Source organism: Halobacillus sp. AWM4_238 (genome assembly GCF_056158265.1).
Window position 1 is genome coordinate 2,589,153 of the sequence record NZ_JBSWSY010000002.1, and the last position, 15,055, is coordinate 2,604,207.

Annotated in this window: 14 protein-coding genes and 1 riboswitch; of the genes, 3 read left to right on the forward strand and 11 right to left on the reverse strand. The window is 43.6% G+C overall.

Translation table 11 applies throughout. The features are described from left to right. Nucleotides 1–12: 12 nt before the first annotated feature. Together ribE and ribD are read right to left on the reverse strand one after the other, a co-directional pair. Nucleotides 13–663, reverse strand: coding sequence for a riboflavin synthase (gene ribE / locus ACXACN_RS13055; protein ID WP_474964987.1), 651 nt, complete (start codon nt 661–663; stop codon nt 13–15). Then, nucleotides 663–1,739, reverse strand: a complete 1,077-nt coding sequence (gene ribD, locus ACXACN_RS13060; RefSeq protein WP_474966878.1) for a bifunctional diaminohydroxyphosphoribosylaminopyrimidine deaminase/5-amino-6-(5-phosphoribosylamino)uracil reductase RibD — start codon at nt 1,737–1,739, stop codon at nt 663–665. Before ribD ends, ribE begins: the two co-directional genes overlap by 1 nt. A 169-nt stretch (nt 1,740–1,908) precedes the next feature. Next, nucleotides 1,909–2,058, reverse strand: a riboswitch (FMN riboswitch). Between the two features lie 302 nt (nt 2,059–2,360). Between ribD and ACXACN_RS13065 the strand changes: the two genes are divergently transcribed. Then, nucleotides 2,361–4,019: a glycoside hydrolase family 13 protein gene (locus ACXACN_RS13065; RefSeq protein WP_474964989.1), complete on the forward strand. Its 1,659-nt coding sequence runs from the start codon at nt 2,361–2,363 to the stop codon at nt 4,017–4,019. 65 nt (nt 4,020–4,084) lie between these two features. On the opposite strand, the gene ACXACN_RS13070 is transcribed toward ACXACN_RS13065, so the two are convergent. The 5 genes from ACXACN_RS13070 to pepT form a co-directional block, all read right to left on the reverse strand. Beyond that, nucleotides 4,085–4,534 (reverse strand): OsmC family protein, encoded by a 450-nt coding sequence (locus ACXACN_RS13070; protein ID WP_474964990.1) that lies wholly within the window; start codon nt 4,532–4,534, stop codon nt 4,085–4,087. 17 nt (nt 4,535–4,551) lie between these two features. Then, the gene (locus ACXACN_RS13075) at nt 4,552–5,007 is read right to left on the reverse strand and encodes a GNAT family N-acetyltransferase (RefSeq protein WP_474964991.1); all 456 of its coding nucleotides are present in this window, start codon (nt 5,005–5,007) and stop codon (nt 4,552–4,554) included. After that, nucleotides 5,004–5,198 (reverse strand): SE1561 family protein, encoded by a 195-nt coding sequence (locus ACXACN_RS13080; RefSeq protein WP_474964993.1) that lies wholly within the window; start codon nt 5,196–5,198, stop codon nt 5,004–5,006. Before ACXACN_RS13080 ends, ACXACN_RS13075 begins: the two co-directional genes overlap by 4 nt. A 106-nt stretch (nt 5,199–5,304) precedes the next feature. Continuing rightward, nucleotides 5,305–6,081 (reverse strand): TerC family protein, encoded by a 777-nt coding sequence (locus ACXACN_RS13085; protein WP_474964994.1) that lies wholly within the window; start codon nt 6,079–6,081, stop codon nt 5,305–5,307. 315 nt (nt 6,082–6,396) lie between these two features. Continuing rightward, on the reverse strand, nt 6,397–7,629 hold the full coding sequence (gene pepT / locus ACXACN_RS13090) for a peptidase T (RefSeq protein ID WP_474964995.1): 1,233 nt from the start codon (nt 7,627–7,629) through the stop codon (nt 6,397–6,399). Nucleotides 7,630–7,766: 137 nt separating this feature from the next. On the opposite strand from pepT, the gene ACXACN_RS13095 reads away from it, so the two are divergent. Both ACXACN_RS13095 and ACXACN_RS13100 read left to right on the forward strand, forming a co-directional pair. After that, the gene (locus ACXACN_RS13095; protein ID WP_474964997.1) at nt 7,767–8,843 is read left to right on the forward strand and encodes an AI-2E family transporter; all 1,077 of its coding nucleotides are present in this window, start codon (nt 7,767–7,769) and stop codon (nt 8,841–8,843) included. An 88-nt stretch (nt 8,844–8,931) separates the two neighbouring features. Next, complete coding sequence (locus ACXACN_RS13100; RefSeq protein ID WP_474964998.1) at nt 8,932–10,116, forward strand: MFS transporter; 1,185 nt, start codon at nt 8,932–8,934, stop codon at nt 10,114–10,116. Between the two features lie 779 nt (nt 10,117–10,895). Here ACXACN_RS13100 and ACXACN_RS13105 read toward each other — a convergent pair. The 4 genes from ACXACN_RS13105 to ACXACN_RS13120 all read right to left on the reverse strand — a co-directional run bounded on the left by ACXACN_RS13105 (nt 10,896) and on the right by ACXACN_RS13120 (nt 14,935). Continuing rightward, nucleotides 10,896–11,945 carry a DctP family TRAP transporter solute-binding subunit gene (locus tag ACXACN_RS13105; RefSeq protein WP_474964999.1) on the reverse strand — a complete coding sequence of 350 codons (1,050 nt, stop codon included), beginning with the start codon at nt 11,943–11,945 and terminating at the stop codon, nt 10,896–10,898. A gap of 63 nt (nt 11,946–12,008) precedes the next feature. Then, complete coding sequence (locus ACXACN_RS13110; protein ID WP_474965001.1) at nt 12,009–13,274, reverse strand: TRAP transporter large permease; 1,266 nt, start codon at nt 13,272–13,274, stop codon at nt 12,009–12,011. A gap of 30 nt (nt 13,275–13,304) precedes the next feature. Beyond that, complete coding sequence (locus tag ACXACN_RS13115) at nt 13,305–13,859, reverse strand: TRAP transporter small permease (protein WP_474965002.1); 555 nt, start codon at nt 13,857–13,859, stop codon at nt 13,305–13,307. Nucleotides 13,860–14,077: 218 nt separating this feature from the next. After that, entirely contained in the window at nt 14,078–14,935 is an 858-nt protein-coding gene (locus ACXACN_RS13120) for a GNAT family N-acetyltransferase (RefSeq protein WP_474965004.1), read from the reverse strand. Between the last annotated feature and the right edge of the window lie 120 nt (nt 14,936–15,055).

The window sequence follows — 15,055 nt, forward strand, 5'->3', positions numbered from 1 at the left end:
CATTACACCCTCTTATGCAAAGCCGTTGTCGGAAAGAAACTGTTTGGATAGTCTCGACTTCGGCTCTTCGTTATTTTGTCCGCTCAAAAAATGAGCCACGTATTTCCCGATCATGTCGCACTCAATATTGACACTGTCGCCAGGTCCTTTTGCACCGAGCACCGTGTGCTCCATCGTATGAGGAATAAGTGAAATCGTCACTTTGGAGTCATCCACACCAAATACCGTCAGGGAAGTACCGTCTACAGCAATGGAACCTTTATATACGAAATATTGGATTAGTTCTTCGGATAGTTCAATTTCATAATAAACGGCGTTTGATTCAGGCTTTTTTGAGACGATTTTGCCTGTTCCGTCGATATGGCCGGATACTAAGTGACCTCCGAAACGCCCGCCTGCAGCCATCGCCCGTTCTAAATTGACCGGGTCGCCTTGCTGCAGTTCATGAATATTCGTAGCCCGGTACGTTTCCGGCATCACGTCAAAAGATACCGTGTCTTTCGTAAAATTTGTTACAGTCAAACAAACGCCGTTGACAGATATGCTGTCACCTAACTTGACGTCTGCTAAGATTTCTTTAGCAGACAGGTTCACTTCCAGTGCTTCGGTTTTATTTTTCACTGACTTTAATGTTCCTATTTCTTCAACAATCCCAGTAAACATTAAGACTCTCCCTTTCTAACGGAAACAATTTTAATGTCATCCCCTATTTTTTCAGTCGATACGATTTCGAAGGAACTTACATTTTTTAATTGCTGGATCCCTTTCCCACCCACAGGCGTCAAGGCATCTTTTCCTCCAATCAGCTTAGGAGCCAGATACGTTACGGTTTCATCCACTTTTCCTGCACGGACGAACGCATCAGCAATCGTCGCCCCTCCTTCAACAAGCAAAGATGTGACTTTTTGTTCTCCTAAATACCGAAGGACTTCTTCTATGGAAACCTGCTCACCAGGAAGCGGAATGATGGTGACATGTTCATAGTTTTCATAGATCTTCCTATCTTCTTTTTTTACATGATCTCCTACGAAAATCCATGTTGGGGCCGAATTGTCCTGAATCAACTGAGAAGAAGGAGGTATTCGGAGGTGGGTATCCAGGACGACCCTTTTCGGATGACGGCCTTCCCCTTCTATTCTCGTCGTTAATTTAGGGTTATCCATCAGCACCGTGTTGATTCCGACTAAAATGGCATCTGAGCGGTGTCTATAGTGATGTCCATCCAGGCGTGCTTCTTTTCCTGTAATCCACTGGCTCTCCCCTGTAGACGTCGCAATCTTCCCATCAAGGCTCATGGCCGTTTTCAAACGAACATAAGGCTCTTTCTTTTGCATGAAGTGGAAAAAGGACGTATTCATCTCATCCGCTTCTTTCTTCAACACTTCCGTCTTCACTTCAAGCCCATGTTCCCTCATCATTTGTATTCCTCTTCCGGACACTTTAGGGTTGGGGTCATTCGATGCAACGACTACTCTTTTTATGCCAGCCTCGATAATGGCCTCTGCGCATGGGGGGGTCTGCCCATGGTGGCTGCACGGTTCGAGCGTGACATAAATTTCAGCACCTTTTGCCTTCTCATTTGCCATGCGAAGGGCATGGACCTCGGCATGAGGTTCTCCTGCTTTCACATGAACACCTACTCCAACAACCTGATTATTCTTAACGACAATCGCAGCAACAGAAGGATTTGGACTCGTTTGCCCGACGGTTTCCCGCGCCATATCGATCGCGACTTTCATATATCTCTCATCCCGATTCAAGACCTTCACCACCTTTTTTAGTCAGCATGCATAAGCTGACAAATAAAAAAACCCCGAAGAAGACAGACTTCTCCGGGGTCATTGAACGTAAATCGCATACACTTAAAAAAGGGTACACGTGTGTTGAATTTTTGTACCTTTACGTTTCTGCAACCTTCTCCCATCCAGACTTTAACTGTCGGCTTTGGAGTTTCACCAAATCAGGGAGAACCGTGCCTAACACTGATTCTCCGTCGCGGGCTCGGAGCTTATGCTCATTACCGCCGGCTGGGACTTTCACCCGACCCCGAAGGTTTCATTATTCAATTGTATGTTACATCTTAAATCATATCGGATTTATTATGGAAGTGCAATTCAAATGAACTTGTCGATTTTCACTTTTTACAATACTCCCTATTGTAAAATTAGATGAAATCAGCTAAGATAGATTACATTAGGAAAACGTTTGCACAAATTGGTGCAAGAATCTAACTCAATAATAATTTTTGACATAACTTGGATGGTCATCAAGTTTTATTTTTTACCCGGATGCGCAATCGGTTGCATTTGGTGGTGATCGATCTATTAACGTAAGGAAACTAAGGAAACGAGGGGATTCGTATGGAACGTGTATGGTGGAAGGAAGCGATTGGGTATCAAGTCTACCCGCGTAGTTTTCAAGATTCGAACGGTGACGGGATCGGCGATCTACAAGGAATGATTGAACGACTTGATTACTTAAAAGAAATGGGCATTGATTTTATTTGGATCTGTCCGATGTACAAGTCTCCGAAAGACGACAATGGCTATGATATCTCCGATTATCAGGATATATTAGAAGAATTCGGAACGATGGAAGATTTCGATCGTTTGCTTCAGGAAGTGCACAAGCGGGACATGAAACTGATCATTGACCTTGTTCTCAACCACACAAGTGATGAACACCCATGGTTCATAGAGTCAAGAAGCTCTAAAGACGATCCGAAACGTGACTGGTACATTTGGCGTGATGGTAAAAACGGTGCAGAGCCAAACAACTGGGAGAGTATCTTTGATGGTTCAGCCTGGCAGTACGATGAAAAAACAGAACAATATTACTTGCACGTGTTCTCCACAAAACAGCCCGACTTGAACTGGGAAAATCCCGAAGTTCGTGAAGCGCTGTATGATACAGTCAACTGGTGGCTGGAAAAAGGTATTGATGGCTTCCGTATCGATGCGATCAGTCACATAAAAAAACGTCCGGGCTTTCCTGACATGCCAAACCCTAAGAAAGAGAAATACGTCTCTTCCTTTGATATGCATATGAACCAGGAAGGCATTCATAAATTTTTACAAGAATTCAAAGATGAAACGTACAGCAATTATGATGTCATGACCGTCGGCGAAGCGAATGGTGTCAGTGCTGACGAAGCGGACCTTTGGGTTGGGGACAATGGTAAAATGGATATGATCTTCCAATTTGAGCACTTGGATCTTTGGGATCAAGACGCTGAACAGCAGTTGGATATCCCAGGGTTGAAAAAAGTCCTCACTCGCTGGCAAAAAGCTTTGGAAGGCGACGGCTGGAACGCTCTGTTTGTAGAAAACCATGATAAGGCCCGCGTTGTATCTACGTGGGGAGACGATGAAGTTTATTGGCGTGAAAGTGCAACATCGATCGCAACGATGTATTTCTTTATGCAAGGAACTCCCTACATCTATCAAGGGCAGGAAATCGGCATGACAAATATGGCCTTCCCTTCCATTGAAGATTATGATGATGTCGCAGCGAAGAACTTGTACAAAACGAAAAAAGAGCAAGGCATGTCCCATGATAAAATCATGGAGATTCTTTGGAACACCTCCAGAGATAATAGTCGAACGCCTATGCAGTGGAGTCATGAGGAAAACGCCGGATTCACAAGCGGTACACCGTGGATGAAAATCAATCCGAACTACCAAATGATTAATGTGGCCGACCAACAGGACGACCCCCACTCCATTCTGAATCACTATAAAGAAATGATTCGTTTGAAAAAACAGCATGAGCTGTTTACGTATGGTACGTATGATTTGATTCTGCCAGACGACGAACAGATTTATGCTTATACAAGGACGCTTGGTGACAAGACCGCTTTAGTGATTACGAACTTGACGAAAAACACAGCAGTATTCCAATCCTCCTATGCACTGAATTCTGAGGATTTAATCCTCTCCAACCTGATTGTTGATAAACATGTAGATCTAAGGAGCTTTACACTCAAACCATTTGAAGCACGTGTCTACTTGCTACAATAATTTTTATTGTCTTCGATCAGCTTAAAAGCACAAAAAAGGACGGCCACCTTGGGGGCCGTCCTTTTTCATTTGGCAATGCTTGTGTCTGCTTCCATTTCAAGCTCAACGTTCCCCTGGATGGCTTTTGATATCATGCAGCCTTTCTCTGCTTTATCAATTAGGCGGTTGAGTTTCGTTACATCCTTCTCTTCCGCTCCTCTACGAAGAACGACGCGCGGTCTGTGGATAATTTTTTGATAGGTGAAGACACCGTCCGTAACATCGACAATGCCTTCTGACTGCATGTCCATTTCTTCCAGTGGCAACGCTGCTCGTTCAATCATAGCGGCGAGGCTGATGATGTAACAGGTCGCTGCCGCCCCAAGAAGCATCTCGTCTGGATTGGTGCCTACATCCGGGCCATCCATCTCTTTCGGGATCGATATTTTTGTTTTCAGTTTTTCTGATTCAATATAGCCGACTTCGTTCCGGCCGCCTGGCCAATCCGCTTTTAAGTGAAAATGATGCAAAGCCATGATGTCACTCTCCTTCTTTATTTTTGCATGAAAAGGAACTCATAATGTCCCCCATTCGTTGCCTGCATAAACGTATGTTTCTTTCTGAACCCTGCACGCTCGTAAACAGAAATGGCACGCTGATTGAACGTTGCAACGGAAAGTGTAAAAGCATCCACTTCGTATTTCTCTCTTACAAAGGTAAGGCACGATTGAACGAACCATTCTCCTTGCCCTTTCCCTACTTCATCCGGATGCATACCTAATCCAAGACCAACGGTTGGATGCTCGTTCACGTCTACCGTAAGAAAACCGATCAACACACCATCCATATGTGCGCTATACGTGTGTGGACTCCGCTTCTCAGGATTAATAAACAGCTCCAAATCTTCCTCGTCAGCCGTCATATCATAAAAATCATAAGGATCAGAGTATTTCCATCCTGCCACTTCTTCTGCTTCCTGTTGTGTGATTGGTGTCCATTGAACGTTCATGAATCCTGTTCCCAATCTTTTTTGAACCGGGACATTTTCAACTGCAACTGCTCAATCATATCCAGAACACGATTGAAATCTTCGAAATCCACATGTTCTTCATCCATACTGGAGACGACTTGATTGAGCATTTGGATTCTATTTTTTATATAATGAAACTGCTGCGAAGGATGTTGAGCTGCCTTGCCCATGGGTAACCCCTCCTTTATTTCCTCTCCTTCCATCTTACCTTGCTCATCACGAAAGTAAAAGATTTTGCCCATAAGAAAAGCTGCGGCAAAGGCCACAGCTTTTTAATTATTCTTCTTCCACTTCTTTTTTCTCTGATAAGAACCATCCTAGTGCTGCAATAAGGACAAGGACAGAATAGAAGATGATTTTCCATAAGGCTGAATGAGCAAAGTGTTCATCCAGAATTTGAACATTCGGGTGTGCAAGGGTTGATACAACTAATTTCACACCGACCCAGCCCACAATGACGAAGGCCGCTACTTCTAAACCTGGACGGGATTTCAACAGTTTTACAAAGTAACCTGCCGCAAATCGCATGATGATAATTCCAATCATCCCACCAGCAAGAATGACACCAAATTGTGCACCATCCAAGCTTCCGACTTCAGGTAAATCCGTTTCAGGCAAAGCGACGGCCAGAGCGACGGCCGCCAAAATAGAGTCTACAGCGAAAGCCAAGTCCGCAAGCTCTACTTTAAGGACAGTAACCCAAAAGCCTTTGCCTCGTTGATTCCCTGCGTCCTCTTCCATTTCTTCTTCATAATCATCCCCCTTGGTCCGCCAACGATCAAAGAGGTGTTTCCCTGATATGAATAGTAAATAGGCGGCTCCTAATGCTTGTACCTGCCATACGTCTACAAGGAAGGAAATAATGAATAGAGATCCAAATCTAAGTATGAATGCACCAGCTAAACCATAGAATAACGCTTTTTTCCTTTTTTCTTCCGGCAGGTGTTTGACCATGATTGCTAATACAAGGGCGTTGTCCGCAGCAAGAATCCCTTCTAAGCCAACAAGCACAATCAAAACCCAACCGTATTCAATTAATAATTGAGCATCCAAATCTTTTCTCTCCTTTTCCAAAAAAAATGGCCCCCACCACAATGGTAAGGACCAAAAGAATAGACCTTTACCATAGTGGTAAAGGTCTCGCTAACAACTTCCGTTGCCAATAAAGCCGGGGAAGATTTCCCGAAATGACGACTTTATTGTCCCAGCTACTCCCCTTTAGGAATGCTACATCTATCCTTCATCATAGCATGCAACCATGTTTTGTCAACGACTTTCCTGCCCACTTTATTGAATAATCCTAGTATGAGGACAGGACGGTTTCCTTATGCACGATTGAACGGACGTTTGATTCATTCGCGCCTTTGGTTACTTTTCAGCCTTTTCTTCAAACAAGCGGGCAATCTCGACAATGACCTGGGTTGCTTTTTCCATACTTTCAAGAGAAATGTACTCGTATTTTCCGTGGAAATTTTCTCCCCCAGTAAATAGATTCGGTGTCGGTAATCCCATATAGGAGAGTTGAGATCCATCCGTCCCACCCCGGATTGGTTGCACAAGTGGCTCTACTTCTTTATTCAGCATAGCCTCATGTGCAATATCTACGATGTGTTTTACAGGTTCGATTTTGTCCCCCATGTTGTAATACTGATCTTCAATGGTCAGATCCACTCGTTTCATGCCATGTTCAAGACGGATGGTTTCAGCTATTTGCTTCATCTTCTCTTTTTTCTGATGAAACCTCTCTTTGTCATGATCCCGAATCAAATAGGTCAACTCGGCTCTCTCAACATCTCCCTGAATGGAGTGAAGGTGGTAAAATCCTTCATACCCTTCTGTATGCTCTGGAGCTTCATGGTCGGGTAAAGCTTCTTCAAACGCCATCGCCAACTTAGCCGCATTCACCATTTTATTTTTCGCTGTGCCAGGGTGCACGCTGTGGCCGTGAAAGATCACTTTGGCTGTGGCCGCGTTGAAGCTCTCATATTGGAGTTCACCTCGTGGCCCTCCGTCAACCGTATAGGCGTAAGATGCACCAAAACGTTCCACATCAAATTTATGGGGACCTCTGCCGATCTCCTCATCCGGTGTGAAAGCTACACGAATCTTCCCGTGTTTGATTTCAGGATGCTTGATCAAATGATGCAGAGCTGTCATGATTTCCGTAATTCCAGCTTTATTGTCCGCACCGAGAAGTGTCGTACCGTCTGTCGTAATCAATGTCTGCCCTTTATATGTAGCAAGCTCCGGGAACTCTTCCGGCGAGAGGATCACATCCTTGTTCAATTGAATAGCTCCGCCGTCATAATCTTTTACCAATTGTGGGTTTACTCCTGCCCCTGTAAAGTCTGTAGCTGTATCAATGTGCGCAAGAAAACCGATGACGGGAACCTCTTTATCCGTATTCGCTGGAAGGGTGGCCATCACATAGGCGTGGTCATCAACTGTGACCTCTTCCATTCCCATTTCCTTCAGCTCATCCACCAATTTATTAGCCAGCTCCCATTGTTTTTCCGTGGAAGGAGTGTTCAGACTGTTTTCATCCGATTGTGTATCCATTTTCACGTAGGAAGTAAAACGTTCCAGCAATTCATTCTTCATTCAAATTCCTCCTTCAATTCCATGCTTCTTTTTTCAGTTTATTCTTACTAAGATTAAAAGTAAATGTATTGCTTCACAGACAAACTTTGGTATTCTTAACTTAGTGATTAAACTCTTATAAAAAGGTGTGTACGCTTTTGATTCATAAACGTTGGTTCCAAGTCATTGTTACCGCCATTCTTCTCTCCCTGTTGGTTTTATTATTAAACCAGATTCAGTTCTTTTTTGAACCCATCCTGACGTATATCGCAGCCATCGCTGTTCCTCTCATTGGCGGGGGAATTCTTTTTTATATTTCTCGTCCGATGCTGCAGCTATTAGAAAAATACCGCGTCCCTCGGATCCTAGGAATTCTGATCATTTTCCTTCTCTACATATTCATCGGATTCTTGATCACCCGTTTCATTGCTCCGATTGCTCAGGAGCAATTCACAAAGCTCGTGGACAATATCCCTGATATGGCAGAAATGCTAAGTGAAACCGTTACGTACTGGCAACAAAATCAGGATATTATTCCAAGTGAGTTCAACAGTACCATTGATAATGTAGTCAATAATTTAGAGACATATTTACAAGGAGCACCGACGGTCATTATCAACGTCGTCAGTCAGCTGATTGGTTTTGTTTTTGCACTCGTGCTGATCCCTTTCTTCCTTTTCTTTATGTTAAAAGATGGAGATAAGCTTGTTCCCTTCATTAAAAAGTTCTTAAATGACCGTGCTGCCAAAAGCTTTGAAAAGCTGGCTCGATCCGTCGACTACACACTGAATGCTTTCATCTTGGGACAAATGACCGTAAGTATTGTCGTAGGTCTCCTTTTGTTAATCGGATACATGATCATAGACTTGAGATATGCGCTCACCCTCGCTTTGTTTGCGATGGTGATGAACGTCATTCCTTTTGTCGGACCATTTTTGGCTGTGATCCCAGCGTTACTAGTGGGACTGTTCCAGGATCCCATCCTTGCTGTTTGGGTCGCTGTCATTACCATCATCGCGCAACAGTTGGAAGGAAACTTTGTATCCCCGAACGTTATGGGGAAAGCACTAAGCATCCATCCACTGACCATCATTACGTTGATCCTGGCAGCAGGAAGTCTCGCTGGTTTCCTTGGATTGCTGTTCGCGATTCCGACTTATGCCGTATTGAAAGCCATCGTCAGTCATTTTTATGAAGAGTGGCTAGAGAGAAGAGAAACAACGAATCCAGAATAATATCAGGTGAAGCCCGCTAATTATAGTGGGTTTCATTTTTTGCGCGTACCAAGCAAATGCAACACGATATGGAAGTGAGGAAATGAAAATGTCACAACCGAAACTTTGGACATGGCCCTTTATCTTTTTGATTTTAGCCAACCTATTCACATTCATGAGCTTTCAGATGCTTCTTCCTAACCTGCCTCCCTATATTGAATCGATCGGAGGTTCGAGTTTACAAGTAGGACTGATTACGACAACGTTTGCTTTTGCCGCAATCATCATCCGCCCTTTCATCGGCCATTTACTAATGACGCGTCCACGTAAAATCCTTGTGTTGATTGGAGCCATCTCCCTGCTCGTCATGACCGCTCTTTACCCAATCACACAAGTGGTTGTCATTCTACTGATCATCCGTTTCATTCACGGGATTGCATGGGGATGGTCGACAACGGTAAACGGAACCGCGGCTGTTGACCTCGTTCCTAGAAGACGCGTGGGAGAGGGCATGGGGTATTTCGGTCTCTCCGTGACAGTCGGGATGATTATGGCCCCAAGTCTAGGCATCTACCTTTATCAAAATTATTCGTTTGATCTACTGGTCGGCATCGCTGTCGGTTTGGGGATCATTGCCATTCTGTTGTTTTCCGTTACTCAATTTGTAACACCTGATCAGGTATATAAGAACCAGGAAAGTCCTCCCCGCTTCTCTTTTGTGGGTTCACTCATTGAAAAACGAAGCTGGTATCCAGCCCTCGTTACGATCCTGAACACTTTCGGCTACGGGTCTGTCGTTACGTATATCGTGATTTTCGGTAATGAACAAGGACTTTCCGGAACGTTTCTTTTCTATTTCTTCAATGCTGTTTTTGCGACCCTGTCCAGACCTATCACCGGCCGCTACTTTGATAAAAACGGTCCATGGAAGTTGATCATGATTTGTTCCATTCTTTCGTTTTGCGCCATGTGGGTGCTCGCTCTTGCCAGTTCAAACGTTCACTTAATCATTGCAGGAGCTATATTCGGCATCGGATTCGGATCCATGATGCCTGCTCTTCAAGCATGGGTCATTTCTAAAACGACAACTGAGCGTAGCGGGATTGCTAATGGGATGTACTATTCATCCATCGACCTCGGAATCGGATCAAGTGCATTCATTCTCGGGTTTATCTACCAGTTTGTAGAAACAGCTACGTTATTCAAGCTGTCCAGCTTCCTGTTTGTTCTCGTTCTAGTGCTTACGATTTTAGACTACAGAAAACAAACCGAACCATGGGTAGCTCCCGAATAAAACAATTCTATTAAATATGGCAGGGTTGTGGAAGACTCAATTTCGAGATATTTCGGGGTTCGTGCCTGCTATGGGCGTTAGGGGTGGCTGGGAAGCAACTCGATTTCCTTTGGTGATTGAGGCAAGCCTGCTTCGCACTGCGGGGTCTCGCCAGCCATTCCATTCCCGCGGGAGTCTCGCAGCTTTCCAACCACCCCATTCGATTATGTGAGAAACGAACCCCTATACCAGGAAGGTGTATCTTACACCATCACTTCCTATAACAAGAAATAGCTCTATTACAAGCGGTTATGAGCTCTATCCATACAATGGAAGCTTTGTGTTACAGTTCCTAATACGTATAGAACGCACCTAATTCTGGGAGTGGTTTCGAGATACTTATCAGGCCGAGGGGCGGAGGGGAATGGCGAGACTCCTATCTTAAGTGTGGAGGTGCCTCGATCAGCGGCGTATGGACTGGACTGAGCTGGCGGAGATAAAGGAAACACGAAGAACGGAGTGATTCGATGTTGACTTATCGTACAGAAGCGAGGGAAGTCTCACTAGCCGCTAGGCACCGAAACCGGATATCACGAAGAAAAAAGTGCAGGGTGAGACCCCACAGGACGCAGTCCGAGGAAGCTCACCGCGCTCCCGCGGAAAGCGAGTCATTCCCCGCAGCCCCCATCCACTCAACAAAAGTCTCGAAACGGAGTCTTCCACAATCGGGAGCTTTAGATGAAGAGGAGAAAAAGGCATGAAAAAGTCCAGAGCGGTGAGCTCTGGACTTTTTTTATGCTTTATTCGCCTGATCCTTCAATCTCTTCAAGAAGCTTATCAAGGACCTTACCGTCTACTGTAGAGACATCGCTACGGTAGAAGTCTCGGACAGGAAGCGCTTTTTCTTTGAAAGCTTGGCGCTGTTCTTCTGTCAACTCAATAATTTCTGTCGGGTTTTCTGTATCATTTTTAATCGTTTCTAGGTATTCTTCATTTTGCTTTTTCTGTTCTTCGAATACCCAGTCCTGCATTTCTTTAACAGTTTCGTCCACCATCGTTTTCATCTCATCATCAAGACCCTGGTACCAATCTGTGTTGACTGTCGTCATGGCTACATAGTTGTTGTGGTTGGATAGAGTCATGTAATCCTGCACTTCGTTGAAGGAAGCATCTCCAATGAAGAAGATTGGATTTTCTTGCCCTTCCACTGTACCTCTATCCAATGCTGTGTAAAGTTCTGACCAACTCATTGGAGTAGGGTCTGCTCCATATGCTTCATAGGACTTCAAGATTAGAGGTGACGTCTGTGTGCGCATTTTAAAGTTTTCAAAGTCAGCAGGTTTTTCAATCGGCTTGCTGGATGTCCACTGCATCGCACCCTCTGTCCAGTAGGATAGAGGCGAAATGCTATGTTCTTCATACAGCTCACGAAGATCTGTGTTTAGTGCTTCACTATCATTCAATATTTGTTGTGTTTTTTCCACACTATCAGGGAAAAGGAAATGCAAAGCGAAAATTTGTCCCTCTTTTACCATATTCCCCGTAAAACCAGGAGACATAATCGCCATCTGTACGGTTCCGTTTTGAAGTTGTTCTACTTGGTCAGTCTCACTACCAAGTCCACCAAATTCGTATACATCAATATTAACGGCTCCATCCGATTTTTCATTCATCCGTTTGGCGAATTCTTCTGCGTATTCGTATTGGACTTGTCCATCCACTTCTTCCGTTACGAACTTCCAGTTATACGTTTCTCCACCATCACCGCTGGCGTTGCCGTCTCCGCCGTCACTTCCACCACAGGCAGCAAGGACGATACTGAGCACGACCAACGACAGGATTGTTAACAAACTACTTTTTCTAAAGATAGCAATGACCTCCCCATTTTTTGTATATCAGCTTTCACTCCCTAATTAGAGAAGAATGAGTGAAAGTTCTTCAAAGAAAATCAATAATACTGAAATAGCAAACATCATCAAAATATATGGCGGTGTTCCTTTGATGACTTCTAAATACGGCTTATTGAATACCGCACTGGCTGTAAAAATATCTACCCCAAATGGTGGTGTCGCTGAACCCAAGGCCGCTTGGAATGTGATCACAACTCCTAAGTGGACTGGATCCACTCCTGCGCTCATCGCAGCAGGATAGAAAATCGGAGTCAATATCAAAATAACAACGATGGGATCGACGAACATACATCCAATGAAGAAGAAGATCGTCACCATCAGGAGTACGTAGATGGCACTTGGATCTGATCCAAGAACGGTTTCTGTAATCATCTGCGGAATTCGAGCGAATGATATGACCCACGTGAAAGCTTGTCCACCCGCGACAAGAACAAAAACGGCAGATGTCACCAACCCTGTAGATTTGGCGATTTTTGGCAATTCCTTAATATGTACAGAGCGGTAAACGATCACTTCCAGGACAAAGGCATAAAGCACAGACATACCTGCTGCTTCTGTTGGACTAAACAACCCTGTGTAAATTCCTCCGATAATTAACACCGGAAATCCGAGCGGTAGTAAAGCCTTTCTGGTCATCAACAGTCTTTCACTCCACGTGGCTTTATTCGCCAATGGAATGTCCGCCATTTTTGCGTAGATGACACTGTAGATGGAAAAACACAAGAAGACTATGACACCTGGAATAATTCCGGCGATAAACAAATCACCCACCGATGTTCCAGATACCAGCCCGTATATGATCATGCCGATACTTGGTGGAACAAGCAACGCCACATCACTGGAGTTGATGATCAACGCCATCGCTGTTGGGTCTTTGTAGCCGATCTTCAACAATCGCTCTCTCATCGGTTTACCGATCGCTACGACCGTCGCCTGCGTAGATCCGGATATCGCACCAAACAAGGTACATGCGGCTGCCGTTGTGACCGCATACCCTCCCCTGATATGCCCAATAAAAGATCCGATAAAATCTAACAATCGATTCGAAGTTTTTCCTGTTGTCATAATATCCGCTGCAAAAATAAACAACGGTACAGCCAGAAGTACATAAGGTTCTATCCCTGTAGAAAACTGTTGCATTAAAATCATAGGATCCAAATTCGGGAAGTAGATGAACATAATGACCAATGGTGCCACCATCAACGGAATCATCATTGGAAAGTTCAATAAAAGAAGGATCACCATAATTATGAGCATTGTCGCTATCATATTGTTATCCTTTCTTCATCGTAATTTTTATTACAAGTGCGTTCCTTCTAGTTCTTTTGTTTTTTCGTCGTTATAATCCTTTGCATCTGTCCCTAAATACACTTCATCACGATGTTTAATGTTGATCCATGCATTTCTTAAGAACTGTATGCCTCCTAGTAAAAATCCGATGGGGATGAAGAGATACAAATAGTAAGCAGGCATTTCCAATGCTGATGTTACCCTGCCGGATTCATAGACTTCACGAACGTAAAATCCTGAATAATAAGCAAGAACAAATAATACAGCAGCCGTTCCTAATGGGATAATCACAGCTAGTACTTTCCTCACTTTAAAAGGGGCCAAGTCATAAAAAGCGGACATGCTTATATGGCGTCCTTTCCTCGCTGCGTAACTGATTCCCATGAATGTAGCTACTACGATCGCTATTTGACTCACTTCATCTGCAAAAGGTGGCGAGTAGCTGAATATTGCCCGGCTTAACGCCTTACCTACAACCATCAAAGCTATGATGATCACCGCATAACTTAAAATGAATTCTTCGATCTTTAGAATGATTTTGTCTACTACCTTTAATACATTCAACTATGTAATCCTCCTAAATGTTGGTGTAGTAGTTTTTAGGTCAATTACTAAACATAATACCTAAATCTGACCCTATTACTCAAATCAGATTAAACAGAATTTTTCGTTTATTTTCATTGTATTTACCAATGTAAGGAACTTGTAATTGCCGGAGGCTTATATGATCCACATAACTCATCATAGATACTGAATGCTTCAATTTCACCATTACATTTTACTTATTTTGTAAAATGAGGTTTAAAATGATAGACGATTGAATCACCGATTCTTTCATATCCTATCTTTTTATAAATGGAATTCGATGTGGAATTGGCAAGATCCGTGTACAGGGAGCAGAAAGAGTAGCCACTGTTCAACAGTTTTTTCGTCAGATGCCATACGGCTTGAGAGGCATATCCGTTTCTTTTATACGAATCTGGTGTAAATACAGCATTGATTGTCGCTCCATTTTTTGTTGTTCTTGCCCGGCTTGCCATGGACACAGGATTACCATCCATGATCCATAAATGAAGCCGAGAATCCTCAATTAGACTCTCTGCCATTTCTTTCGCACGTTCAATTACATGACGTTCACCCGTTTGCTCTCCATAATCTTTCAACCAACCTTCAACGAGGGATACTTTTGAAAAGTCTGCTTCAATCAATTGGCCCGCTTGTTTATGTATCGGTTTTAAGTGCTTTAGTCTAAATATGCCTTGCTCCATCTGCATCTCTGCATCCTGCCCTGTAAGGAGCTTCCACTCTTTTAAGAAAAGTTCGACCGCTTTTCGTTCTCCCACCAAACCTGGAACTTCGTATTTTTCCTCAAACAAATACTGAGCAAAAGCACGAATAGGAGTGGGGTCCAATTGAACAAGCGAAGGAAGGATCCATAAATGCGGAGGAGTCCTCATTGCCATGAACGTGGTCTTCCCATTGGCCTGGTAGCTGATTAAATGACAAGCTTCTTTTCCTTGAGAATTTTTTAATCGTTCCAAAATACCCAAAGGAAGGTTGTTTTCTGCTTCTTTAGCCAGTAGCAACGGTTCCACTCGTTCATGGAACTTGATTGGATTGTGTTCATAAATTATAGTCATGTACAAGTACCCCTTTTCTTTTTGATTCAAACCGTATTTTTGATAAAATTCTGAATAAGAGGAATTTTACTTTTCATTATACGTCTCCACCACAATTCGAACAACATGAAGAAAGGAAGA

What these genes read in the sequence shown, in the direction of transcription:
- pepT (WP_474964995.1), bottom strand. Translation starts at nt 7,629, where the DNA reads ATGAAGAATGAATTGCTGGAACGTTTTACTTCCTACGTGAAAATGGAT.
- ribE (WP_474964987.1), bottom strand. Translation starts at nt 663, where the DNA reads ATGTTTACTGGGATTGTTGAAGAAATAGGAACATTAAAGTCAGTGAAA.
- ACXACN_RS13100 (WP_474964998.1), top strand. Translation starts at nt 8,932, where the DNA reads ATGTCACAACCGAAACTTTGGACATGGCCCTTTATCTTTTTGATTTTA.
- ACXACN_RS13075 (WP_474964991.1), bottom strand. Translation starts at nt 5,007, where the DNA reads ATGAACGTTCAATGGACACCAATCACACAACAGGAAGCAGAAGAAGTG.
- ribD (WP_474966878.1), bottom strand. Translation starts at nt 1,739, where the DNA reads ATGAAAGTCGCGATCGATATGGCGCGGGAAACCGTCGGGCAAACGAGT.
- ACXACN_RS13065 (WP_474964989.1), top strand. Translation starts at nt 2,361, where the DNA reads ATGGAACGTGTATGGTGGAAGGAAGCGATTGGGTATCAAGTCTACCCG.
- ACXACN_RS13070 (WP_474964990.1), bottom strand. Translation starts at nt 4,534, where the DNA reads ATGGCTTTGCATCATTTTCACTTAAAAGCGGATTGGCCAGGCGGCCGG.
- ACXACN_RS13120 (WP_474965004.1), bottom strand. Translation starts at nt 14,935, where the DNA reads ATGACTATAATTTATGAACACAATCCAATCAAGTTCCATGAACGAGTG.
- ACXACN_RS13080 (WP_474964993.1), bottom strand. Translation starts at nt 5,198, where the DNA reads ATGGGCAAGGCAGCTCAACATCCTTCGCAGCAGTTTCATTATATAAAA.
- ACXACN_RS13110 (WP_474965001.1), bottom strand. Translation starts at nt 13,274, where the DNA reads ATGATAGCGACAATGCTCATAATTATGGTGATCCTTCTTTTATTGAAC.